The 24,889-nt window shown below is 44.1% G+C and carries 19 protein-coding genes; 14 read left to right on the top strand and 5 right to left on the bottom strand.

The features are described 5' to 3' along the window. Nucleotides 1–14: 14 nt before the first annotated feature. From HRU23_10615 to tldD, 13 genes are all read left to right on the top strand, one after another. Entirely contained in the window at nt 15–479 is a 465-nt protein-coding gene (locus tag HRU23_10615) for a type II secretion system protein (GenBank protein ID NRA54587.1), read from the top strand. Further along, the gene (locus tag HRU23_10610) at nt 466–1,035 is read left to right on the top strand and encodes a type II secretion system protein (GenBank protein NRA54586.1); all 570 of its coding nucleotides are present in this window, start codon (nt 466–468) and stop codon (nt 1,033–1,035) included. Before HRU23_10615 ends, HRU23_10610 begins: the two co-directional genes overlap by 14 nt. Continuing rightward, the gene (locus tag HRU23_10605; protein ID NRA54585.1) at nt 1,035–1,844 is read left to right on the top strand and encodes a type II secretion system protein; all 810 of its coding nucleotides are present in this window, start codon (nt 1,035–1,037) and stop codon (nt 1,842–1,844) included. The genes HRU23_10610 and HRU23_10605 overlap by 1 nt, the downstream gene beginning before the upstream one ends. Beyond that, entirely contained in the window at nt 1,834–2,283 is a 450-nt protein-coding gene (locus HRU23_10600) for a hypothetical protein (GenBank protein ID NRA54584.1), read from the top strand. The genes HRU23_10605 and HRU23_10600 overlap by 11 nt, the downstream gene beginning before the upstream one ends. A 148-nt stretch (nt 2,284–2,431) precedes the next feature. Beyond that, nucleotides 2,432–6,523 carry a hypothetical protein gene (locus HRU23_10595; protein NRA54583.1) on the top strand — a complete coding sequence of 1,364 codons (4,092 nt, stop codon included), beginning with the start codon at nt 2,432–2,434 and terminating at the stop codon, nt 6,521–6,523. A 158-nt stretch (nt 6,524–6,681) separates the two neighbouring features. Further along, a complete protein-coding gene (locus HRU23_10590; GenBank protein NRA54582.1) occupies nt 6,682–7,725 on the top strand; it encodes a rod shape-determining protein in 1,044 nt (347 codons plus the stop codon). 56 nt (nt 7,726–7,781) lie between these two features. Continuing rightward, entirely contained in the window at nt 7,782–8,651 is an 870-nt protein-coding gene (gene mreC / locus HRU23_10585) for a rod shape-determining protein MreC (protein NRA54581.1), read from the top strand. Further along, the gene (mreD, locus tag HRU23_10580) at nt 8,651–9,130 is read left to right on the top strand and encodes a rod shape-determining protein MreD (GenBank protein NRA54580.1); all 480 of its coding nucleotides are present in this window, start codon (nt 8,651–8,653) and stop codon (nt 9,128–9,130) included. The genes mreC and mreD overlap by 1 nt, the downstream gene beginning before the upstream one ends. A gap of 7 nt (nt 9,131–9,137) precedes the next feature. Beyond that, nucleotides 9,138–9,710, top strand: coding sequence for a septum formation inhibitor Maf (gene maf / locus HRU23_10575; protein ID NRA54579.1), 573 nt, complete (start codon nt 9,138–9,140; stop codon nt 9,708–9,710). A gap of 184 nt (nt 9,711–9,894) precedes the next feature. Then, nucleotides 9,895–11,376: a ribonuclease G gene (gene rng, locus HRU23_10570; protein NRA54578.1), complete on the top strand. Its 1,482-nt coding sequence runs from the start codon at nt 9,895–9,897 to the stop codon at nt 11,374–11,376. Between the two features lie 62 nt (nt 11,377–11,438). Then, on the top strand, nt 11,439–15,230 hold the full coding sequence (locus HRU23_10565; GenBank protein ID NRA54577.1) for a TIGR02099 family protein: 3,792 nt from the start codon (nt 11,439–11,441) through the stop codon (nt 15,228–15,230). Continuing rightward, entirely contained in the window at nt 15,227–16,057 is an 831-nt protein-coding gene (locus tag HRU23_10560; GenBank protein ID NRA54576.1) for a carbon-nitrogen hydrolase family protein, read from the top strand. Before HRU23_10565 ends, HRU23_10560 begins: the two co-directional genes overlap by 4 nt. Before the next feature lie 10 nt (nt 16,058–16,067). After that, complete coding sequence (gene tldD, locus HRU23_10555; protein NRA54575.1) at nt 16,068–17,528, top strand: metalloprotease TldD; 1,461 nt, start codon at nt 16,068–16,070, stop codon at nt 17,526–17,528. 64 nt (nt 17,529–17,592) lie between these two features. Here tldD and HRU23_10550 read toward each other — a convergent pair whose 3' ends face one another. Further along, entirely contained in the window at nt 17,593–18,126 is a 534-nt protein-coding gene (locus HRU23_10550; protein NRA54574.1) for a DUF615 domain-containing protein, read from the bottom strand. Nucleotides 18,127–18,240: 114 nt separating this feature from the next. Between HRU23_10550 and pmbA the strand changes: the two genes are divergently transcribed. Continuing rightward, nucleotides 18,241–19,566 (top strand): metalloprotease PmbA, encoded by a 1,326-nt coding sequence (gene pmbA, locus HRU23_10545; protein ID NRA54573.1) that lies wholly within the window; start codon nt 18,241–18,243, stop codon nt 19,564–19,566. A gap of 90 nt (nt 19,567–19,656) precedes the next feature. Here the strand turns inward: pmbA and HRU23_10540 are convergent, their stop codons facing one another. The 4 genes from HRU23_10540 to hpf form a co-directional block, all read right to left on the bottom strand. Continuing rightward, nucleotides 19,657–21,678, bottom strand: a complete 2,022-nt coding sequence (locus tag HRU23_10540; GenBank protein NRA54572.1) for a methyl-accepting chemotaxis protein — start codon at nt 21,676–21,678, stop codon at nt 19,657–19,659. 337 nt (nt 21,679–22,015) lie between these two features. Further along, nucleotides 22,016–23,380 (bottom strand): magnesium transporter, encoded by a 1,365-nt coding sequence (gene mgtE / locus HRU23_10535; GenBank protein ID NRA54571.1) that lies wholly within the window; start codon nt 23,378–23,380, stop codon nt 22,016–22,018. A gap of 105 nt (nt 23,381–23,485) precedes the next feature. After that, nucleotides 23,486–24,346, bottom strand: coding sequence for an RNase adapter RapZ (gene rapZ, locus HRU23_10530; GenBank protein ID NRA54570.1), 861 nt, complete (start codon nt 24,344–24,346; stop codon nt 23,486–23,488). Nucleotides 24,347–24,576: 230 nt separating this feature from the next. After that, nucleotides 24,577–24,864: a ribosome hibernation promoting factor gene (gene hpf, locus HRU23_10525; GenBank protein NRA54569.1), complete on the bottom strand. Its 288-nt coding sequence runs from the start codon at nt 24,862–24,864 to the stop codon at nt 24,577–24,579. Between the last annotated feature and the right edge of the window lie 25 nt (nt 24,865–24,889).

Raw genomic sequence — 24,889 nt, 5'->3', positions numbered from 1 at the left:
ACACAGGGGTAAAGATGAAAAATCAACGTGGCTTTACCCTTGTTGAATTAGTCATGACAATGATTCTAATTTCTATTTTAGCCGTGACAGTGTTGCCTAAGCTGTTTGGGCCATCAGAGTTTGCGGTCTATGCCATTCGCGACCAACTTATCGGCCAGTTACGACTATCACAATTGCAAGCGCTTAATCGGCGTGGCACTACTCAAAATCTACTGGTTAAACCCGATAAATTTGGGCTTGCGCGTTCAACCACAGACACTGAAACACAGTTGAGCTCAGACGAAAATAGTATTGTTGATCTCGACGGCGTAAGCATTAAACTGGGCGCGAGCAATGATTTTTCATTACGTTTTGATAGCCATGGCAAAATTACTGCTGGTTCTGTTTCTTGTGATGGTGGCTGTACCCTTACCCTTATTGGCAGCGAAACTCTTAAAATAACCATTGAATCAGAGGGCTATGTGCATGAGTCGTCCTAATGTTAGCTTGACTCGTGGTCACGGTTTTACCTTGCTTGAGCTGATCATGGGCATTGTGGTATTTTCAATTGCCATGACCATGTTAAGCACGCTTATCTTGCCATTAGCTGCGCGCAGCACCGATCCTGTTTTTCAAATTCGTGCGACTAAATTGGCCAATGCACTAATCAATGAAATTAGCGCCAAACCCTACGACGAGCAATCAAAACCCTGGTTAGGTTTGGGACGCTGTGACGAAGCCGCTAATAGTGACTGTACTCTAGCAGGCGCTCTTGGCCCGGACCTACTTGGTAGCGCTTATGAAGCTCGCGATTTATTCGACGACGTTGACGATTACCACGGTTTAAGCATTAGCGGTCAGCATTTATATAGCGGTGCTGCTTACGAAGATCTCTACCTTAATTACAGGCTAACAGTGACGGTTTTTTATGACGGCGACTTTGATGGTCTCGAAGACGCTAGCATCAACAGCCGTAGCGCTAAATTAATTCAAGTGGCCGTGACAACCCCAAGTAATGAAGTGATTGAATTTGCCGCTTATCGGAGCAATTACTAATGGTTACTGGCCACAAACAACGTGGTTTTACCCTGATCGAATTGATCATGGTGATCATGGTGTTGTCAGCGGTTAGTGTTGGGGTCAGTTCTTTTATCCATTTTGGGGTTGAGATTTATCGTGACGCAGCAGGGCGTGACCGCCAAATTGGCGACAGTCGATTTTTAATTGAGCGAATTAGCCGTGAGTTACGAGGAGCATTGCCTAATAGCGTGCGCGTTAATAGCAGCCAAAGTTGCATTGAGTTTGTGCCGATAGTTGCCAGTTCAAGTTACATTGATATCCCAGTAATTCCTGAACTGGTTAGCAATCAGCTGCAAGTGGTACTGCCCGCGGCGGTCGTGCCTTTATTACAGGCTGATAAAATAGTGATTTATCCACTGCACCCGAGCGAAATTTATGTCAGCGCAGCGAACACGAGTGGCAAGGTTTTTGAGTTAGCCGCTGCTGTGCCGGCAAGAGATATTGCTGGCGATGCTGTCAGTGGCACTATTACGCTAAAAAACGAGGTTCAATTTAGTGCCGACTCACCAACCGAGCGCTATTTTTTGATTAAAAATGCGGTAAGTTATTGTGTTGATGGCACTGATATTAAGCGTCACAGTGGTTATGGCTCAACGAGTAGTCAGGCGTCACCACCAACAACAAATGGGGTATTAATGGCGCAGCGCCAATCAAACAGTAAGCCTTTTGTTTATCATCCAGCTAGCTTAACTCGCAGTGCGATGGTGCAGCTAAATTTTGAATTTAGTTACGATGATGAACTGCTTAAACTTTATCATGAGGTGCACGTTGTTAATGTTCCTTAATCGCCAGTATCAAATCAATACTTATACTAAGCAACGCGGCAGCATGTTGGTAATGGCGCTGTTTGTGATTGTAGTGATGGCGATGCTTGGTTTGGCGGTGGTACAATTACTTAATGACAGTAGCAAGTCTACGGTTTACGAAGTGTATGGCGCCCGCGCCTTTAATGCCGCCAATAGTGGTGCCGACCGCGCGCTGGCCGATATTTTTGGCCCACAAGTAACAGGAGCTGTAGGTTGCGATAACGTAAGCAGCAGCTATAGTTTGCCTAAAACCGTTATTGCGGGTTTTAGTGGCTGCGATTTGGCGATTAAATGCAGAGAATTTGACGTCACTGAAACGGGCTTTACCCATTATCGAATTGAAAGTACGGCCACTTGTCAGGCGGCTGATTTTATAACTCAACGTACCGTTGCTATTGAAGCAAGGCAGCGTAATTAAAGCTATAATCTACTAACAATTGAGTAGAACACTAAGGATGCATCAACAGCTATATTCACAAATAGCCGTTATTTAATGGACTAATTTTGTAGGCACTTTCGTACAAGGTAGATCGAAAGTCGTCGTTGGTTTGTTAATAGAGAGCATCATGAATATAAAATACTTACGCCATCAATTTATCGCGTTAACCTCCTGTCTAGTCTTAATCCTTTTTAGTAGTAATAGCGCTTTTGCCGTTCCTGGTTTATATGGCGTTTATTGGCATTATTGGAATTTTTTTAATACCTTTACTCCAACATGGGAACCCAAGTTAAGCCGCGTAGACCCTGAGGTTAATTTTAATTGGGGCTCTTATAGTCCAGATTCTAATAACATTCGTGCTGACTACTTTAGGGTGAATTGGACAGGTTATGTATTGATCCCAACCGACGGTGACTACAGATTCGTCACGACAACCGACGATGGCGTACGATTGTGGGTTGATGGCAAGCTGATTATTAATGATTGGAATATCTATCCCGCAAAGAGCCTGGAGAGTGCGCCGCAGTCATTGATTGGTGGGCGGCAATATAGTGTACGGTTAGAGTATTTTGAATATACTGGTCAAGCTGTGGCGCAATTAAAATGGAAAACGCCCGGTAACAGCACCAGTACAGTAATCCCAACTAGTCAGCTTGATACTGAGTTAAAGCCACAGAGTGCCACTGAACTGTTACATCATTACACCTTCGATAATGATTGGAATACGACAAGTCCAGTTCGCGATATCGTTGGCAATAGCCATGGTGAGCTTAGTGACGATGACATTAACGGTGTTCAACGGGTATTATCACCGTTTGAGGGCAGCAAGTTAGAAAGCTGTTACGCCGCTAAATTTACCAATGGTAATATCAAGTTAGCGAACTTGGGATTAGAACTGACCGATGGAGAAAAAACCTCAGTGAGTTTCTGGATGAAGTGGAGTGGCAACAATAGTGCGATGCCGATTGGTTGGGACCAATATGATTTATGGTTTTATAACAACGAATTCGGATTTAATACTTGGAATTGGGATATTTATGGCGTTAATGCGTACGCACCAACTGAGCTTGTAAATAGTTGGCATCATATTACGGCCGTTTTTACCAACGGTAGCGTCACTGACAATGTCCTATATGTCGATGGTCAAAAACAATCCCTGACCAAGCGGTTCGTGCCAGGGTATGGAATAATGGATCCAAAGTTCAATAATGCAATAGTTGCCAATGCGTTAACTCTTTCAGGATATAACGAAGGAAACGACCAGAGATTTCAGGGCTTGATCGATAACTTAAAAATATATCGTGGCGAAATTAGCCAAGCGCAAGTTACTGCTGATATGAACGAGAGTAATGCCTGCGGAGCGTTAAAACCACTATTAGAGTGGCACCTCGACGAGGTGAGTTTAAGCGCCGCTGCCAACGAAATAATTGATTATTCTGGCAATAATAATCACGGCTCGGTTGTTGACTTACAGGGAGGCTATCCATCATCTGGTCATATTAATAGCGTGGCAAATGGCCAGATTTGTCACGGTGCCAATATCAGCGCTGATAACAGCCGTAATAACTACTACGCGCTCGATACTCAATTGGTCATGGGTAACCGTGGCACGATTAGTTTTTGGTATGCCCCAAATAGTACGTCGAGCAAGCAACAAACTTTATTCTCAGGCACATCTGACGGCAATGATGATAAGTATTTTTTCTTAAGACGTGAAAAAAATGGCAAATTAACTTTTGCGTTTGAAGATACCGCAGATAGAGACTTTGTTTATAATACTTACGATCAAGTATTGGCTAATGATTCGAAAGTGCATATCAGCGCAAGCTGGGATTTAGAACAGAATTTAATTGCGCTGCATGTTAATGGACAGCCATTGAGCATGCATAAAAAACCAGGGTATGACTACGAGTACATTACCAATAACAATGGAGTGATGGGCCGATTAGATTCACTGTATTTTGGTGATAATCGTAATAATTATACGATAGACGATGATGGCTTGCACACGGCTGATGGCGCGTTCGATGAAATCGTTATTTTCAATCAGGCATTATCAGATACTCAAATTGAAGCAATTTATTATAATCACGAGGCGGGCAAGAACTGGGATGGTACGCCGCGTGACGATTGCGGTAGTGTCGTTGCCCGCTTATCGGTCGTGGTTAGCGAATTCGCCAGTACTTGCAAAGCGCAGAATGTAACAGTATCGGCTTGGGACACTAATAACGCCTTGATTACAGATTACAGCGGTACCATTGAGCTAACAACCTCGAGCAATCATGGTTCGTGGTCAATAGGTTCTAGTGACAACGCACTGGGGACGTTAAGCGATAATACTGCTGATGATGGTGCTGGCATTTATCAATTTGTTGCCAGTGATGGCGGTCAGGTTATTTTGCAACTGTCAAACCAGCATGCTGACAAGCTAAGAGTGTCGGTCGACGATAAAACTGCTCCTGTTGCGAGCAGTGATGATGTTGTCTTTAGTGATAATGCGTTTGTCATTACTGATATCGATAATTTAGCGGGCAGCGATAAGGTTATTGCTGCCCGTGATCATCAGTACCAAGTGGAGTTGTGGACCAAAGGTTCAGGAAGTTGCGCGATAGCGGCTAACTATAATGATACTAATCAACGACTCAAAGCGTGGCTAGTGCGTGATAGCAGCTTTGTTGATGGTCTTGCGCCGAAAATAACCAGAACATTAGGCACTGACCCTCAATCTACCAATGACTCAGTGCCTAATACCCAACCTAGTAGCACTAACGTTACGCTTAAATTTAGTGCGGGTGTCGCCAAGTTTAATCTAGTGACCGGTGATGTCGGAAAATACACACTTAATTTACTTGATGACTCGAGAGTTTTTGCCAACAACGTCGATATTGGCGGTGGTAGTAACAGCCAAGTTATCCGGCCATTTGGTTTGGCCTTTAGCGACATTAACCAATTTAAACAGCCGGAAAAATCAAATAGCGGCGGTAATGAGCTAGCGGGTGACGGTTTTGTTGCTGCTGGAGAGAACTTTTCGTTAACGCTAGGTGCTTATTTGTATGAGTCTAGCGATGATAGCAATGGTGATGGCCTGCCAGACGCCGGAGTCGATATCACTAATAACGGCCCAACTCCTGCTTTTAGTGCAGCCACCACTATAGGTATTGCCAGTTACACGCCAAGTTCTGGTACTAAAGGCACTTTGACTGGAGCGGGTATCACCGCTGGCAATTATGCTGGTGGCAAAGTGACATTAAGTGGGGTTAAATATAGCGAAGTAGGCAGTATTGAACTTAGCGCCTCGGTGAGCAATTATTTAAATGCCAGCATAAACCTGGTAACCAGCAGTAATACCATTGGTAGGTTTTATCCCGATCATTTTATGGTGTCAGCAGTTACTCCTGCGACAGTCTCAGATACTTGTGTCAATGGCAATGATAGCTTTAGCTACATGGGGCAAGACAACCTTGAGATTAATTATACCCTCAAAGCAATGAGTGCGGGTACAGATGGAACAGCGGCGACAGTAACCAAAAATTACGATAACGATACCCTAGTTTATGCTAAAACCGCGGCGATTAATTATCATGCCCACGACAATGGCTCAATTACCGATCTTAATCTTGGTAATCGTCTGGTTGTTGGCACTGCTCCACAATGGTCCGCGGGAATATACAAGGTCGCGGTTAGTAATGCCAATTTTGACAAACTAGCAGCGGTCGACGGACCTTATCAAGTATTACAGTTAAGTATTAGTATTGATAAGGCCGATGAACTTGATGAACGTGATTTTAGCGGTGGCGGCAGTAAAGATATCGGAGAATCGCTCGATATGCGGTTTGGCCGGGCCAAGTTAAAAAATGCTTTTGGCCCCGAAGACGCTAGCTTGGCATTACCGATTGAGCTGCAGTATTACGACGGCGCCAAATTTGTCACCAATACAGAGGATAACTGCTCGTCGATCATAACGGCTACTCTTTCTGAACCATTAGCAGCGGCTAGCTTGGTTGCTAATGTCAGTGCTATCTCTGGCGGCACAGGTTCTGTGTTATTAACGGCGCCGAACTCGGCTGGAGAAATAAAGGTTACGCCTGAGGTTGAGGATTGGCTTAAGTTTGACTGGGATAATGACTTAGCGACGGTAATAGAAAATCCGAGTGCGGTTGCAACGTTTGGTCGTTACCGTGGAAATGATCGAATCATTTTTTGGCAAGAACTTCATTAAGGTCGCGATAAATTTGAATAATTTGGCCCAGTGATATTTACTCAAAACAATTTATTCTGCTAAATATGCAAAACAACGGGTGTTCTGCTTGTTTAAAGCTGGTGGCATTGGTAAAGTTGTCGGGTTTTTCTTCTAATAATTTTTAATAGGCGTGATCGATGTTTAAAAAGCTCCGCGGGTTATTTTCAAATGATCTTTCAATAGATCTGGGCACGGCTAATACTCTTATTTATGTGCGTGGTCAGGGGATAGTGCTCGACGAGCCGTCAGTAGTAGCTATTCAGGAAGATCGCAGCAACGGTACCCGCCGTGTTGCCGCCGTAGGAACCGATGCTAAGCGAATGCTGGGCCGAACTCCGGGTAACATTAAGGCTATTAGACCAATGAAAGACGGCGTTATTGCCGATTTCCATGTGACCGAGAAAATGTTGCAACACTTTATTAAACAAGTGCATAACAATAATTTCTTGCGTCCAAGCCCCCGTGTGCTTGTGTGTATTCCTTGTGGGTCTACTCAGGTTGAACGCCGCGCGATTAAAGAATCGGCCGAAGGCGCTGGTGCCCGTGATGTTTATCTAATTGATGAGCCAATGGCCGCTGCAATTGGTGCCGGATTACCGGTATCTGAAGCGACTGGTTCAATGGTGATCGATATTGGTGGCGGTACCACCGAAGTGGCAATCATTTCGCTTAATGGCATTGTTTATTCAAGCTCAGTACGCATTGGCGGCGACAGATTCGACGAAGCAATTATTAACTATGTGCGTCGTAATTTTGGTAGTTTGATTGGTGATGCAACGGCTGAGCGGATCAAGCATGAAATTGGATCGGCTTATCCTGGCGAAGAGCTGCTTGAAATTGAAGTGCGCGGCAGAAATTTAGCTGAAGGTGTACCAAGAAGCTTTACCTTAAACAGCAATGAGATTCTTGAAGCGTTGCAAGAGCCATTGTCAGGTATTGTTAGCGCCGTGATGACAGCGCTTGAGCAATCGCCACCAGAGCTGGCGGCTGATATCTCAGAACGTGGCATGGTATTGACGGGCGGTGGTGCTTTATTGCGCGACTTTGACCGATTAATTATGGAAGAGACCGGTATTCCCGTCGTTGTGGCTGAAGACCCACTGACTTGTGTTGCTCGTGGCGGCGGCAAGGCACTCGATATGATTGATATGCACGGTGGTGATATTTTTACCTATGAGTAGTTCTTTGTGATGCTGTTGTCTGTGCATTTACTTGATTACTCTGAGGTAGCTTAGCCATGAAAACCATTTTTATCCGTGGTTTGGCAACACGATTTAGGGTGACAATTTTTGTTATTTTGTCGGGTATCTTATTACTAAGTACCGACAAAATGACGCCATATCGTGGTTACTTCGTTACCTTAGTCAGCCCGCTGCAATTTATTGCCAGCGCACCCATGGTGGTGCTTGATGATATTTCCGAATATTTTAAGTCCCGTGCGAGTCTGCTTGAAGATAACGCCTCGTTACGGCGCGAGCAGTTAAACCTGAGCGATCGATTGTTAAAGCAAGAACACTTAGAAAAAGAAAACCAGCGCCTTAATGCATTATTAGGGTCGCAGGTTAAAGCCGGCAACAAAAAATTAATCGCTCGGGTGCAAATGGTCGACAGCGATCCGTTTAAACTGCAAGTTGTGATTAATAAAGGGGCTCAGGATCAGGTCTTTATCGGCCAACCGGTGATCGACGAACATGGCATTGTTGGTCAGGTGATCGATGTTAGTCAGTTTAGTAGTCGAGTATTGCTAATTGCTGACAATAACCATGCGATCCCTTTACGTAACAACCGTAATGATGTGCGGCTGATAGGATTAGGCAAAGGAGATCTTCATCAGTTTGAGTTGCAATTTGTCACTAAAAATACAGATGTTAAACTCGGTGACTTATTAGTAACCTCAGGATTAGGTGGACGTTTTCCTGAAGGTTATCCAGTTGCTCGAGTCGTGAGCATTGAAAACCAAGGTAGTCAGATATATTCAAATATTAGAATAGAGCCTATCGCAAAATTAGACAGATTACGATATCTGCTATTAATTTGGCCTGCTGAAACCGAATCCGAATCCGAGCCTGAACCTGAACAATTAACGCCTAGCGCCGGAACCGATTAATGCCGGTGTTTTCGTTTATTATTATTTGGCTTAGCATTGGTACTGCGCTGGTTTTGCAAATAATGCCAATGCCAGAAATTCTCGACGATTGGCGGCCTAACTGGCTGTTAATGACGACTATATATTGGTGTCTTGCTTTACCCCACCGTTTTAATGTTGGCAGTGCCTGGCTCAGTGGCTTATTTATTGATGCTCTGTGGGGCACCTCTCTGGGTATCAACGCGCTGGCTTTAGCGCTGGTTTGCTCGATTGTGATTAAAAACTTTCAGCGGATTAGAAGTTATTCCGTGTGGCACCAAGCTTTTATAGTTTCCTTTATTTCTATTCTATATCAATTTGTTAGTTACGTAGTTCAGCGCTTTATATCTGACGTCAGCCTGAGCGACAGTTATTATTTACCCGTCCTGAGTTCTTTATTATTTTGGCCTTGGGTTTTCTTTTTATTGCGAAAAACTCGCCGTCACTTCAAGGTTGTATAAGCTAACTATGTCACAGCAATACCGTCACGTTATCCGTTTAGCCTCTAAATCGCCACGTCGACAAGAGCTGTTAACTCAGCTCGAAGTTGAGTTCTCATTGGTCGATGTTGACGTCGATGAAACGCCGTTAATCAATGAGAACCCTGCAGAGTACGTCCAGCGGCTAGCGATTGAAAAAGCTAAGGCTGGCAGTGCTAAAGCGGGACTAGAACTACCAGTATTAGGGGCTGATACTATCGTGGTTATCGATAATCAAATTTTGGGTAAGCCGCGTTCACAACAAGAAGGCATCGCGATGCTGACTCTGTTATCGCAGCGTTGTCATCAAGTAATGACCAGTGTTGCGGTGGTGTCAGCTAAAGGTTTGGTCAGCGATTTAATTATTACCGATGTGACCTTTCGTCATATTTCTGATGCCGAAAAACTACAATATTGGCAGACCGGTGAACCCTGCGATAAAGCTGGGGGTTATGGCATTCAAGGCTTGGGCGGCAAGTTTGTCGAACGGATCAATGGCAGCTATTATGCCGTGGTTGGATTGCCATTGATGGAAACAGAACGTTTATTGGCCCAGGCCTGATCGAAACATCGACAACCCGCACACCCCTGGTAGCTTTAGCCTAATTAATATTGATTAATAGCTGCCTGCGCGCCTGTAATACCGCTATACTGACTCTCTACCACCATACCTATAAAGTAATGTGACTTGGTCATTTTATTTAAAGGTCTATCGATACTATTTTATGAGATCAAAGCGAGGATTCATGTCTACCGAGTTAAATGGCGCAGCTGCCGAACTGCTGATTAACGTTACCCCCAGTGAAACTCGTGTCGCTTTGATTGAAAATGGCGTATTGCAAGAAGTCCACATCGAACGGCTGGATAAAAAAGGCATTGTCGGTAATTTATACAAGGGAAAAGTCAGCCGGGTGTTACCTGGCATGCAAGCCGCTTTTATCGATATTGGGCTGGACAAAGCTGCTTTTTTACATGCATCTGACATTGTTGTACGAGATAACGATGACGAAGGTAAACCATCAAAAGTTCCAGATATCACAGAGTTAGCACGTCAAGGCCAGTTTCTTACGGTTCAGGTGATCAAAGATCCACTGGGCACTAAAGGTGCGCGCTTAACCACAGATATTACCTTACCTTCGCGTTATCTGGTCTTTATGCCGGGCTCTAAGCATGTTGGTGTTTCTCAGCGAATTGAAGATCCCAAAGACCGTAACCGGCTTAAAAGTCTGGTTGGTAAACATACAGATAAAGACGGTAGTTATATTATCCGCACTGCTGCTGAAGGTGTCGGTGAAGCCGAGCTTTCGCAAGATGCCGCGTTTTTAAAACGCTTGTGGCTTAAAATAGTGCAACGGCGCCAGCAAAGCAAAAGCAGTGCATTGTTGTATGAAGACTTAAGTTTGTCATTGCGTTTATTACGTGATTTTGTCGGGATTAGCATTGCTAAAATTAGGGTCGACTCTAAACTTACCTACCAAATGCTGGATAAGTTCACTAAAGAGTTTGTGCCTGAGTTAAATGAGCTGATCGAATATTACCCCGGTGAGCGACCAATTTTTGATTTACACGATACCGAAAATGAGATCAAACGGGCGCTTGAGCGTAAGGTTGAATTAAAGTCGGGCGGTTATTTGATTATTGATCAAACCGAAGCAATGACCACTATCGATATCAATACTGGTGCATTTGTCGGTCATAGTAATCTTGAAGACACTATTTTTAGTACCAATTTAGAAGCGACTAAAGCGATAGCGCGTCAGGTGCGATTAAGAAACCTTGGCGGTATCATTATTATCGACTTTATTGATATGGCTCAAGATGAGCACCGACGTCGGGTGCTTAGTGCCTTAGAGAGTGCTTTTGCTCATGATCGGGTTCGTACCAATCTCAGTAAATTTTCGCAATTGGGTTTAGTGGAAATGACCCGCAAACGAACCCGCGAAAGTCTCGAGCATGTATTATGTCGAGAATGTTCAAGTTGCAAAGGCCGGGGAACTTTAAAGACAACTGAAAGTCTGTGTTATGAGATTTTTAGAGAGGTGATTAGGGTCGATCGTGCTTTTTCTGCTGATCGCTTTGTTGTTTACGCCTCGGTTGATGTTTGTGATGCACTGCTCAATAAAGAAACTCACTATTTGGCCGATTTGGAGTTATTTATTAATAAAGAAGTAAAAATACAAGCTGAACCACAATATGGTCATGAGAAGTACGCAGTGGTAATGATGTAGTGCATCGATTGTTTAAATTTTTCGGTTATTGTTGGACAAAGCTCTGGCTGCTTGGGGTGATTATGTTAATCACCGTAGCTTTAGGCGTTAGTGCGCTTCGCGCTAGCTTGCCTTATATCACCCAATACAACCAAGAATTTAGTCAGTATTTATCGGACAATTACCAAGTTGAGCTAACACTAAGCAGCATGACGGGACAGTGGCTCAATGGTGGTCCTGAAATCATTGTTAGTGATCTCAAATTCAATAATATGGCCAAGTTTGGCGTTGATTTTACGGCTGACAAACTCAAATTTAACCTCGATTTTCGCGCAACGCTTATTGCGTTGGCGCCACGTTTTAGCTTGGTCGAGGTGATAAACCCTAAAGTGACCATTGGTCAACTACCACAAAAAAAATCGACCGCTACAGATCCTGTGCCTGACTTATTCAATGCTATCACTAAATTGGTTGTTGAAGATGCCAGGGTTGAGTTTGAACCTGCCACTTACGGTGATGTGCCGTCAATTGGGCTTAAGCGATTGCAGTGGCTAAATAACTTAAATCGGCATCAGTTAACGTTAAGCTTAGCGCCACTACCTGGTGGTGAGCCCGAGCCTTTGTCTTTAGTGGCAAACTTCGATGGTGAAAACCGTAGCAATATTCATGGCCAGTTTTATCTTAAAGCTGCCAAGTGGCAATGGTTAGACAGCCTAAGGCCGCTACTGGGTGTGCTTAATCCGACAGCATCAGCGCAGGCGAGCTTCGAACTGTGGGGCGATTTCTCTGATCAAGGGCTAACATCGGCACTTTTGACCATGGCTGATAATCATATTCGTTGGGATCAGGATGGGCGCCAGCAGCAATTATCACTTAAACCAGGGGACTTGCAATGGCAGAAACAATTACAGGGTTGGCAGTTAACAGGCAAGCAGCTGCAAATAACGACTAATTTGATCGAATGGCCAAGCATTAATTTATTGCTAAGCCAGCAGCAAGGTCAGTTAAGCCTTTCACTCGATAAGTTAACGCTGGCTAACCTGCTTGCATTGCGAGGGTTAGCTTCAGCCTTAACCCCGGCGACAGATCAATTGTTAACTCAATTACAACCCGACGCTAAATTAACTGAGTTAAGTTGGTGGCAGCAAGATAATTTGTGGCACTACCAGGGCCTAGTCAAAGATTACAACCAGCAACGAAGTGGTTCATTGCCACAAATTAACCAGCTGGATGCCTTTATTACTGGCAATGAGTTTGGTGGGCAAGCTGAAATTGCGATGGCACAGCAAGCGCTAGACTTTGGTGACACTTTTGCTGAGCCGTTGCCGCTGACACAATTAAACTCGACCTTGCAATGGGCTGTCGACGGTGAGCGTTGGTGGTTATTTGATAAAAATTTGTTACTTGAAACAGCAGATATAAAAAGTCGCTTAAGTTGGCAATTAGCCTTTGAGAAAAACGAATCGCCAATCCTATCATTGTCGGGTAATGCTCAGCTATTAGCCGCTGAAAAGACTTGGCGTTACTTACCACGTGGTGCGCTAAGTAAAGGTTTAATCGACTATCTCAATGTTGGTATTAAAGGTGGCAGCAGTAACGAAGTTACCATTTTATGGCAAGGGGCATTGAATAATTACCCTTACCGGGATCACAGTGGTGTTTTTGCGGTTGATACAACGCTGACTGATGCCGAATTTGTTTACGATCCTAAATGGCCGCGTTTATCTGATGCAACCTTAAGGTTGCAGTTTAAAAATGAAGGGTTATTAATAACGGGGCTTGCTGGTCGCGTAGGGCAACTAAAGTTTTCACACCTTAGCGCACAAATCCCCGATTTAACTCAAAAGCCAACCTTAGCCGTCAATTTTAGCTTAACCGATAAGATCGGCCCAATTGCAGATGTTATCAAACTGTCACCGCTTAAATTAACGGTAGGCGCGGCGCTTAAGCAGTTAGGCGTTGGCGGCAAGGTCAAGGCAAATATTGAAATCGTTATTCCATTTGATGGTTCAGAGCCTATGACTAAAGGTCAGTTGTTGCTTGGTGGTAATCAAATCATACTAAAAGCTATTGATTTACCTTTACAAAATGTTAGTGGTACATTGAATTTTGTCAACGGTAATATCACCGGACAAAATCTTAGTGCAGTGATGTACCAGCAACCTTTTCAGTTCGATATTTTAACGAAAGCCAATGACGGTAACTATCAGCTGGATCTTGATTTGGCGGCGAATTGGGATACCGCTAAAATACCAGAGCAATGGCATGGCTATCTCGACGAGTACCTTGTTGGCACATTAGATTGGCAGGCCAAAGTTAATCTCAATATAACGCCTGACAATGTGTTGTATCAGGCAACAATTAACTCGCCACTGACCGGGATGGAAATTAAATTACCACAGCCGCTAAGCAAGTCGATCAAGCCACCACAAGCATTAGCCGTCAATGTCGCCGGTGACAACGCGGGTGGTGAATTTAAGCTGGCTTTGGGGACGCAGGCAGATGTCTTGGCCCAGTATCAATTATCGCCTCAAGGTCTGAAAGTTAACAGCATGGCCTTGCATGTCGGGCGTAGAGACTCGCATAACAATAATAGCTTGGTAACTGATGAGCTTGGCTTGCAAGTTAATGTAGCTTATTTAGATATTGATAAATGGCATCGTTTTATCACTAACCTCAAATCAGGTCGTACAAGCAGTAATTTATTACCGCCGCTAAGTCACCTCAATATTAAGGTTAAAGAACTCGCGTGGTTAGGTCAAAACCTCAGCGACGTATCTTTGCAAGGCATTAAACGACAAGATTTTTGGCAAATTTCACTTAACTCTAAGCAGGCGAAGGCCCAAATCAAGTTATATGATGACCAACTTGCTGATGGCGTGGTGGCAAATTTTGAATACTTAAGACTTAATATCAATAACGACAACAATAGTGAGGTTTCGTCAGCGCAAGCATCAACGAAGCAGACAACTAGAGCCGAGTTATTGGCGCTACCGCTGCTTACTTTTACTTGTCAAAGCTGCCAAATTGGCGAATTTGACTTGGGTAAGGTGAGTTTTAATACCGGCCGCAATGAACAAGGCATTACGATTGAGAACTTACTGCTGGAAGCGCCAAGTACTCGCTTGAGTCTAGCTGGCGCTTGGGGAGTCGATGAGCACGGTGAATTTTCGACCTTAAGCGGTAACCTGTCTAGCAACAATGTGGTCGAGAGTTTAAAGCTGGTTAATTTTAGTTCGAGCATTAAAGACAGCGATGCGAAAGTAGACTTTAAGCTCAATTGGCGTGGCAATATTTACAGCCCAGCATTAGAAAGCATGGGCGGCAACGTCAAATGGCACCTTGGTGAGGGGCATATTAGCGAAGTCAGTGATCAGGGCGCACGAATCTTTACGCTCTTTAGTCTAGATTCATTGCGGCGCAAGTTGGTGTTAGACTTTAGAGATGTATTTGTTAAAGGGCTGTTTTTTAATAATTTTGATGGCAGCTTTAAGATTAACGATGGCATAGCTGTGACGCATGATACTTATATGGATGGCCTGGCTGGTGATCTTGACGTGTTGGGCTCTATTAATTTGGCCACTAACGACTTAGATTATTATTTAACCTTTACTCCGCGATTGTTTTCTAACTTGCCAGTGGTCGCAGGGGTGGTAACAAGTGCACCGCAGGTCTTTGTGGTGGCGTTTGCGCTAACCAAGGTACTTGGACCGATTGTCGATGTGGTGTCTCAGGTCAACTTTAAGCTAACCGGAACCGTTGACCAGCCAAAATTTGTTGAAGTAAATCGTAAAAAGAAAAAATATAAGGTGCCTAGTCATATGATAGTAAAATCCAAGGCGGCACCATTAATAGGCCCTGGAGGCAGCGAGTGAACCTAGCCGTAATTCAATTAATATCAACACCTGATATCGATCAAAACATCACACAAATTAGCCAACAGCTACAGACACTGCGCAGTGACTGCCCCAGCGGCGAACTGTTGGTGGTATTGCCTGAGTGCTGCTTAATGTTTGGTCGCAGCGAAGCACAAATAAAAACATTTGCTGAGCCAGCGGGTGAAGGCAAGATGCAAGCAGCCTTAGTCGCATTGGCTCGCCAATTTAATGTTTACCTCGTGGCAGGCACCATTCCACTGCAAGCGGATGATGGCCGAAGTCTCGCCGCCAGTTTGTTGATTGATCCGCAAGGTAAAGTGATCGCACAATATAATAAAATTCATTTATTTGATGTCGATGTTGCCGACGGTATTGGCAGTTATCGTGAATCTGACAATACCCAGCCAGGACAGCACATTAGCGTGATCGATACGCCATTTGGCCGCATTGGCATGGCGGTGTGTTATGATTTACGCTTTAGCAGCTTGTTTAGAGCTATGCGCCATGCTGGTGCGGATATTTTTGTGCTGCCAAGTGCATTCACTAAGATAACTGGGCAAGCACACTGGGAGTTGTTATTGCGCGCCAGAGCGATTGAAAATCAGTGTTATATGGTGGCGTCAAACCAGGGCGGAACCCATGCTAATGGCCGAGAAACTTGGGGACATTCGATGATTGTTAACCCATGGGGTGAGATTACTGCTCAGCTGGCCGCTGGCATAGGTGCTGTCGCTTGCCCGTTAAATCGTGATATGCAACATGCTATCCAACAAAAAATGCCAATGATTGAGCAAGAACGTTTTACCTTGGCTCAATTAACATAATGAGAACTCTATGACATTTAATAGCAATACCTTTGAGCAAGTTCAGTCATCTTTACTGAAGCCGGCTGGCTTAACCGTTGATCAATTGCAAGACCATCTCAATAAGATGTATCAGCACAAAATTGACTTTGGTGATTTATATTTTCAAGCATCGCGCCATGAATCTTGGTTGCTCGAAGACGGCATTATTAAAGATGGTAGTTTTAATATCGAGCGTGGGGTCGGTGTTCGAGCAATTGTCGATGATAAAACCGGTTTTGCTTATGCCGACGAAATCAATAACCGTTCGATTGACCTTAGTGTTACTTCTGCGCGCGGCATTGCCAGCGCGGGCTGTAATGGCACGGTTAAGGCTTGGCAAAAAAGTTCGAACGATCATGCGTATCAGTATATTGATCCTTTAGCATTAATGAGCGAAGTTGAAAAACTCGATATGCTAAGACGATTAGATCAGCATGCTCGAGCGCAAGATCCACGGGTAACTCAAGTGGTTGCGAGTATTTCTGGGGTTTATGAAGAAATATTAGTGGCGGCGACAGATGGCACTTTAGCCGCGGATATTCGGCCATTAGTTCGCTTAAATTGTAGTGTTATTGTCGACGATAACGGCAAGCGTGAACGCGGTAGTGCCGGTGGTGGCGCTCGTACCGATTATCGGTTCTTCCTCGAAGTTGTTAACGGTAAGGTCCGACTTGAAACTTATGCCGAAGAAGCGGTCCGTCAAGCGTTAGTCAATTTAACGGCTATCGATGCGCCTGCCGGTAGCATGCCGGTAGTACTTGGGCCTGGTTGGCCGGCGGTATTATTACATGAGGCAGTAGGTCATGGCCTTGAAGGTGATTTTAACCGCAAGGGATCATCAGCGTTTAGTGGTAAAATTGGTCAGCAGGTGACATCACCACTGTGTACTATTATTGACGATGGCAGTTTAAGTGGCCGTCGTGGTTCGATCAATATTGACGATGAAGGTGTGGCTGGTCAGCGTAATGTGTTGATCGAGGAAGGTATCCTAAAAGGATATATGATGGACAAACACAACGCGCGTTTAATGGACACGGTAAGCACTGGTAACGGTCGACGCGAGTCTTATGCTTCTTTACCAATTCCTCGCATGACCAATACTTTTATGCTGGGTGGTCAGTCTGATCCCAAGGACATTATTGCGAGTATTGAAAATGGTTTATATGCGCCTAATTTCGGCGGCGGTCAAGTCGATATTACCTCGGGTAAGTTTGTTTTCTCGGCTTCTGAAGCTTACTTAATTAAAAATGGTGAGATCACCGATGCTGTTAAAGGGGCAACCTTGATTGGCAGTGGTATTGAAGCGATGCAGCAGATATCAATGTTGGGCAATGATATGCAGCTCGACCCCGGTGTTGGCGTTTGTGGTAAAGACGGTCAAAGCGTACCAGTAGGCGTTGGTCAGCCAACGGTAAAAATTGATAAAATCACCGTCGGCGGTACCGAGTAATCAATAAAAAAGCCGCTCATATGAGCGGCTTTTTTGTAAATGTAACACGATAGAAATGGCCGAGTTAGCTCTGCGCTGACTCTGTAGTGATTTGTCTAAGGTATTGAAACAACTCTTTAGCAGCCTTCGCTGGTTTCTCCGCTGCCGCTTCTTTATTGGCTTGGCGGATTAGCTGGCGCAATTTTTGGCGATCAGCACTCGGATGGTTACTAATAAAATCGTTAACAGCGTCATCACCTTTTTTCAGCATGGCGTCACGCACTAGCTCTACTTTCATTGCTGCAACGTCAGAGCGCTTATGGCGTAAATCAAATTCACCAATTGCTTTTTTGATTGCGTCAACTTCGTTATTACGTAATATTTTTGCCACGAGCTGCATTTGGCGACGGAAACCTTCTTTCGTGTTTTTTATCTTGATAGCTAGGATAATCGCCGCTTGCAAATCATCACTCATCGGAATTTTTTTACGCTGATTGTCCGACAATTTCATTAGTGCACGAGCTGTGACCTGCATATCCTCAGCTTGGCGTTTCTTTTCGCTTTTGCTGACCCAGTCGTCGTCCTCTAACTCTGTGGTACTGTGTGATTTTGTGCTCATGGTTGCTCGTTAACTATTAGGTAAAAATATATTATATCACTATTAAGCGTCACAGCCATGTTAAGATAACGATAACTCAATCGATAGGAATGCCTTGTGGATCAAAATAACGACATGAACAACGAACTCACCCGTTTAAAGGCTTCGGTAGCCAAAGCATTAGAGCTCGCTAAGGCCAAAGGGGCAACTACCGCCGAAGTCTCTATGAGCAAGCAAACAGGCATTAGTGTTTCTACGCGATTACGAGAAGTTGAAACGGTCGAGTTTAACCATGATGGCGCGTTAGGCATCAGTGTTTATTGTGGTAACCGTAAGGGAAGTAGTTCAACGTCTGATTTAAGCGAGCAAGCAATTGAGAGCGCGGTTGCTGCTGCTATTAGCATTGCTAAGCATACCGAAGAAGACATGTTTAACGGCTTAGCCGATCCACAATTTATGGTAAAAACCCCACCAGACCTTGAATTATTCCACCCTGGGTCGCTTGAGCCTCAGTATGGTATTGATCTGGCATTGGCCGCGGAAGACGCAGCATTGTCACTTGATTCACGGATCACTAATTCAGATGGCGCGTCTTATAGTTCACACCAAGGCGTCAGAGTTTATGGCAATAGTCATGGCTTACTTGAGGGTTACCTTAGTTCTCGTCATAGTTTGTCTTGCGTCAGTATCGGCGAGCAAAATGGCGAGATGGAACGCGATTATCAATACACGGTATCACGTTACCCTGATCGCTTAGCGACGGCCGAATCTGTTGGCCGCGAGGCTAGTGAAAGAACCTTAGCGCGACTCGGGGCGAAAAAGCTTAATACCATGTCAGTGCCGGTGATTATTTGTGGTGAATTAGCTTCAGGATTTTTCGGTCATTTAGTCAGTGCAATTAGTGGCGGCAGCTTATACCGCAAAGCGACTTGGTTGTTAGACGGCCTCGACACCCAAATTTTCCCGTCATGGTTAAATATAGCTGAGCGTCCGCATTTATTGGGCCACTTGGCCTCTACCCCCTTCGATCATGAAGGGGTTAGTACTAAAGATCTCGATATTATCGAGGCGGGCATCCTTAAAAGCTTCTTGATCACCAGTTACGCCGGCCGAAAATTAGACTTGGTACCAACCGGTCACGCTGGCGGCACGCATACTTGGTTAATCGATCATACGGTGCCAGACCAAGCAGCACTATTAAAGCAAATGGGCACGGGTTTATTAGTGACCGACTTAATGGGCTCTTCGGTTAATATCATCACGGGTGATTACTCGCGTGGCGCCGCTGGCTTCTGGGTTGAAAATGGCGTTATTCAATACCCAGTGCATGAAATTACTATCGCTGGTAACCTCAAAGATATGTATCGTAATATTGTCGCGATTGCTGGTGACGTTGATTTGCGCAAGAGTACTTTGTGTGGCTCAATTTTACTTGAGAATATGAAAATTGCAGGCAGCTAACAACAATTGATTTGTTAAGGCCACTTTAGTAATAAAGTGGCTTTTTTTATGTCCAAAATAGACAGATAGATCTTAAGGGGTATCTTAATTCTAGGTCGAGAATTTTTCCGCTGAAGACTGAAGCTCTTCTGCGAGTAAGATTAACTGACGATTAGAATCAGACGTTTGTTGAGCGCCCAGTGAAGTCGTTTTGGCGATTTGAACAATCTGATCTAACCGCTGTGATATTTGCTTGGAAACGATATTTTGTTGTTCAGTCGCTAGGGTAATCTTTAAGCTCATCTCATCTGCTTGTTGCAACGAAATGCTCATTAGCTCTAAATCTCTAGTTGTGTTTTGTGTTTCGGTCACGCAAAGTTTAGTACGTTGTTGACTGGCCTCCATCACGGCAACAGCTTGCTGGGCCCCTGATTGGATCAGTTCAATCATTGACTGGATTTCATTAGTTGAACGTTGAGTTCGATTGGCTAAACTTCTGACCTCGTCAGCGACAACGGCAAAACCACGCCCTTGTTCGCCAGCTCGAGCTGCCTCAATTGCTGCATTTAGCGCCAGCAAATTTGTTTGTTCGGCGATCCCGCGAATGACCCCAACAATCGACCCAATGTTAGTACTGTCGTCATGTAGTTTATGGATTACGGTTGATGCCGAACTTATGTCGCTGTCCAACGAGCTAATGGTGTGGCGGCTCTGCTCTAAGACACTGGCCAAACTAACCGCTTGTTCGCTCGCATGTTTTATTTCAATTAAGGTGTTGTTGGCGTGACTAGATACTTGATTCGCGCTGGAGGTTAATTGATTGGTTGCCGCTGCGACCTTATCGACTTCAGTTTGTTGCAGTACCATGGCGATTGCCGTTTGATCGGTGGTGTGAGACGTTTGCTCGGCTTCAGCGGTTAATAGGCTAGCTCGATGAGTGATCCCATTAATGAGGGATCTAAGCTTACTACTGAGCTGATTGATATTGTCAGCCAGTTGCATAAATTCGTCGTTAGAGTCGACCTTGACTTGCCGAGACAAATCACCATTAGCTAACGTTTTAAGAACGCCATTAATCTGATTTAGTGGCGTTAAAATTCGTCGGATAGTGGCCCAAGCAATGGCGATTGCAAATAAAATAGCGATGATCACTATTGCAATTGCCTGCTGGGTGCTGCGATCAACATTATTTATGACTTGTTGCTGTGCTTGCATTGCCGTACTGCTTGCAAGGGTTAGTAACTGCGTTAGATGCTGCTTCGTTTGGGCTACGTGGATATCTACTGCGTGGTAGCGTTTTTTAGCTTGGGCGATGTTCTGTGATAATTGTTGTTTATCAATACTAATCGTCGTTGTCGGAGCGATAAATATTGCGCTGTGCTCAAATGCTGCCTGCAAGTTGTTAATTAATTCTTGCTCAAGTACTCCGCCAATCCTGTCGGCCATAAAATCATATTTTAATCTTAAGTCGCTATAGCTGCCGGCCAATTGTTGAGTGAGTAGCTCAATGCTGTCGGCATTGTTAGCCAAATGAAGATCTTTAGCGATTTGCAACGTTGTTGCTAACATCACGTCTAAATTATTGGCCATGCCGATAACAAATTCAAGAGGCTGATTCTCTTCACTCTCTATATCTATAATATCGAGCAAGTAACCACTGGTCTCATAAAAGCTATCGTTTAATTCGGCCATTCGTTCGGACAGGTTAGTTGTTAGCTTAAGCTTGGTGCTCATCACTTGATGGAGCAGCTGAGTACTTTTTACTACCGAGTCGATAGCTTTATTTAGTGGCTCAATATAGCTTGGCAACTGATTGTCTCTCAAGTGCAGTTGCTTGAGCTCAAGCAGCAGCGCTGAAAACTGAGTTTGTGCTGTTGTCTGCTGCGCTCTTTCAGCTTGCAGTTGTGGCGGGGTAAAGCTGTAATATGATAGTACTGAAAATCGTTCAATTTCGATTAACTGTGTTTGCAGCTTATTGCTCAGTTGCAACATCGGTAATGCAACATCTCTGGCTTTAACCGTGTCTTGTTTTATATACCAAAGGTTTAGGATGGCACCTAAGGTTGTTGTGATAATCAGTAGCGAGATAATTCCAAACCCACCAATAATTCGACTAGCGACAGTTAGCTTCATTGGACTTTACCCTTGATATTTCGTAAAAACCAATGATTGAAATGTTCTTGGTTTATGTTGTTCAGCATAGATAGGCCTAGCTTGTGGTAAATTATTTTTATTATTATCACACAATGCTCTCAAACGTTGATGCAATTGGCTAGGTTAGCAAAAAAATGAAACTAACGTTTGATTATGTTGCATCTTTGTTAAAATAAAATACTGTGAGCTTATAGCCAAATGGAATAATAGGCACTGATGTTGGGCATTTAAATTGAATCTTGGCGGCAACAGCGATGAGATAACATAGCTGTTGCCGTTAGCTACTTGGGGTTAAATCAGGTAAGTAACGGTAGATCTAGTTGGCGTAGGCGAGGGTTGCTGTACCTAAAAAAGCAAAAATCCCCACTACATCAGTGATGGTAGTCAGTACTACGCCGCCAGCAAGCGCAGGGTCGATATTTATTTTTTTCATGGTAAGTGGGATTAAGGCACCAGCTAATCCTGCCGCGGTCATGTTGGCAACCATAGCAAACGCTATAACCATGCCTAGCTTAAGATCTTGCTGCCACCAAGCAACGACAACCGAAAGAATAAGTGCCCAAATTAAACCATTCAACACCCCGATCGCTAGTTCTTTTCCGATCAGCCAGCGCTTGTTGCGGTCACCAATATGGCCAAGTGCCATGCCACGGATAATCAAGGTAAGGGTCTGATTGCCAGCAATACCACCCATGCTGGGCACAATTGAATTTAAAATAGCGAGAATGGCCATTTGGGCCAGAATGGGCTCAAATAATGCGCTGACCGAGACGGCGGCCAGTGCGGTCAGTAAGTTAATACCGAGCCACAATGAACGTTTGTAGGTACTTTTTATCACCGGAGCAAAGGTATCTTCTTCATCGTCTAAACCGGCGAGGCTCATCATTGAGTGCTCTGCATCTTCACGAATAATATCAACGACATCATCAATGGTGATTCGACCAAGCAGCTTACCAGCATGATCAACAACAGGAGCCGATAGCCAGTTGTGTCGTTCGAACTGTTTGGCCACTTCAGTATCTTCTAATTCGGCTGGTATCGCTTCAATAGTCCGATCCATCACTTGTGATACGGTCATACTTGGATTGGTGGTGATTAGTGTGGCTAATGGTACCCCGCCGAGTAATTTATCATCCTTATTGACCACGTATAACATATCTGTTGCTTCGGGTAATTCACCCTTCAAACGTAAATAGCGCAAAACTACATCAAGATTAACATCAGGACGTAAGGTCACGGTATCCGTATTCATGATACTGCCGGCGGTATCTTCGTCGTAAGCCATGGCCGCTTCAACTCGATGGCGGTCTTGCTCATCCATAGCGTTGAGCACTTTTTGGTAAACGCTATCAGGCAAGCTTCTTAGGACATCGGTGATATCATCGGTGTCCATGCCTTCGGCTGCAGCGGCTAACTCGTGCGCCGGCATCTGTTTTAAAATACTTTTTTGAACGTCATCCGAGAGTTCTTCAAGGATGTCGCCTTGGTCGTCAGGATCGACTAATTGCCAGATGATTTGACGATTTTTGGGTGGGGTTGACTCAAGTAATAAAGCGGCATCACAGGCAGGCATGTCCATTAACATTTGGCGAACATGGACGAACATTCCACTATTGAGTGCGTTCTGCACTTGATCAAAGCGTTGGTTGGAAAGTTCTTGTTCGACAACTGTTTCTGGCATAGATTTTTCACTTATGGTTAGGTTCAGCAGACTAGCCTACTGAGGTTTATTATCTGGCCGATTTAACGATTATCAGGGCTATTAGCACTGAGGTTTGTGCCTGAATTATTCAATGGTCCCGGTTTTATTTAATTCCTTGTGGTGGATCTGGACGCTATGGCTGCCGGATGAAAAATGTTTAGCCAGTTGCTGTGCAATGTAAACAGAACGATGCTGACCGCCAGTGCAACCGATAGCTATGGTTAAATAACTGCGATTATTTCGTTCAATATCGGGTAACCAAGTCGTGATGAAGTATTCAATATGTTGTTGAAATTTGGCAACAACGGCTTGTTGTTCGAAGTATTCAATCACCGGTCGATCTAGTCCAGTGTAAGGCTTTAGTTCGGGGATCCAATGTGGGTTTGGCAAAAAGCGTACATCAAATACAAAATCGACATCACGTGGTAAGCCATATTTAAAACCAAATGATTCAAACACGATCACTAATTCATTCGATTTTTTACCAAGCACTCGCTGCTTAATTAAATCGCTCAATTGATAAATGGTCAGTTTACTGGTATCAATTTTCAAGTCGGCAATTTCAGCTAATTCGCGCAGCTGTATTTTTTCCGCTGCGACAGCTTCTGATAAGCTTAAGCACTCCTGAGTTAAAGGGTGTAACCGACGGGTTTCACTGTAGCGTTTAATTAAGGTAGTGCTTGATGCGTCTAGATAAAAAATTTCAATCTGTGCTTCTGCAGCCAGTTGAGTCAATAATTTATTGAATTCATCTTTATCTTTTGGAATATTTCTCACGTCTAAACTTACCGCAATCGACTGCTTCATATCAGTCATACTTTGCACAAAAGCGAGTAATAAACTCATTGGCAGGTTATCGACACAGTAGTATCCGAGATCTTCAAATACGCGCAGTGCAACGCTTTTTCCTGAGCCTGAGCTACCGCTGACGATGGTGAGTTTCACTGTTAATTCCCTATAAATGAATTTTTCTATCGAGTTTTATTGCTCAAAGTAAGAGATTAGCGAATCGTAGATCCGTAAGCAGCTATTGGTCTTACTCGAATGCGTAATAAATTGTTTGCAATAGATTATATAGTAAAGAGGACAAACATAAAGCGGATTGATGGTTACTTAACCTGAGTTCTGGATAAAGGCGAGCTGCTAGGGTATTGAACTAACAGCTCGGATAATAATTAACGTCTGGTCATTTTCTCTTTGTGTTTAATGATTTGACGATCTAGTTTATGGATTAACGCATCGATGGCTGCGTACATATCTTCGTGCGTTGAATTGGCAAAGACTTCGCCACCATTGATGTGTAATGTCGCCTCGGCAATTTGCTCGAGCTTTTCGACATTAAGTACCACATGCACATTGTTGATATGTTCAAAATGGCGTTCTAATTTCCCAAATTTACTGTGTACATATTCGTGAAGAGAATCGGTTATTTCTACGTGATGACCAGTTAGATTAATTTGCATATAATACATTCTCCGTTTGGTAAAA

The organism is Gammaproteobacteria bacterium (assembly GCA_013214945.1).
Classification (GTDB): Bacteria; Pseudomonadota; Gammaproteobacteria; order Enterobacterales; family Psychrobiaceae; genus Psychrobium.
Note: the sequence above shows the minus strand (reverse complement) of the source record. Positions and strands in the feature narration are given on the sequence as shown.

Bases quoted from the DNA above. Each gene is read 5' to 3' on its own strand.
- tldD (NRA54575.1), top strand. From the start codon at position 16,068: ATGACATTTAATAGCAATACCTTTGAGCAAGTTCAGTCATCTTTACTG.
- HRU23_10595 (NRA54583.1), top strand. From the start codon at position 2,432: ATGAATATAAAATACTTACGCCATCAATTTATCGCGTTAACCTCCTGT.
- mreD (NRA54580.1), top strand. From the start codon at position 8,651: ATGCCGGTGTTTTCGTTTATTATTATTTGGCTTAGCATTGGTACTGCG.
- rng (NRA54578.1), top strand. From the start codon at position 9,895: ATGTCTACCGAGTTAAATGGCGCAGCTGCCGAACTGCTGATTAACGTT.
- HRU23_10600 (NRA54584.1), top strand. From the start codon at position 1,834: ATGTTCCTTAATCGCCAGTATCAAATCAATACTTATACTAAGCAACGC.
- mreC (NRA54581.1), top strand. From the start codon at position 7,782: ATGAAAACCATTTTTATCCGTGGTTTGGCAACACGATTTAGGGTGACA.
- HRU23_10615 (NRA54587.1), top strand. From the start codon at position 15: ATGAAAAATCAACGTGGCTTTACCCTTGTTGAATTAGTCATGACAATG.
- HRU23_10550 (NRA54574.1), bottom strand. From the start codon at position 18,126: ATGAGCACAAAATCACACAGTACCACAGAGTTAGAGGACGACGACTGG.
- HRU23_10540 (NRA54572.1), bottom strand. From the start codon at position 21,678: ATGAAGCTAACTGTCGCTAGTCGAATTATTGGTGGGTTTGGAATTATC.
- mgtE (NRA54571.1), bottom strand. From the start codon at position 23,380: ATGCCAGAAACAGTTGTCGAACAAGAACTTTCCAACCAACGCTTTGAT.
- pmbA (NRA54573.1), top strand. From the start codon at position 18,241: ATGAACAACGAACTCACCCGTTTAAAGGCTTCGGTAGCCAAAGCATTA.
- HRU23_10565 (NRA54577.1), top strand. From the start codon at position 11,439: ATGTTAATCACCGTAGCTTTAGGCGTTAGTGCGCTTCGCGCTAGCTTG.
- hpf (NRA54569.1), bottom strand. From the start codon at position 24,864: ATGCAAATTAATCTAACTGGTCATCACGTAGAAATAACCGATTCTCTT.
- HRU23_10590 (NRA54582.1), top strand. From the start codon at position 6,682: ATGTTTAAAAAGCTCCGCGGGTTATTTTCAAATGATCTTTCAATAGAT.
- maf (NRA54579.1), top strand. From the start codon at position 9,138: ATGTCACAGCAATACCGTCACGTTATCCGTTTAGCCTCTAAATCGCCA.
- HRU23_10605 (NRA54585.1), top strand. From the start codon at position 1,035: ATGGTTACTGGCCACAAACAACGTGGTTTTACCCTGATCGAATTGATC.
- HRU23_10610 (NRA54586.1), top strand. From the start codon at position 466: ATGAGTCGTCCTAATGTTAGCTTGACTCGTGGTCACGGTTTTACCTTG.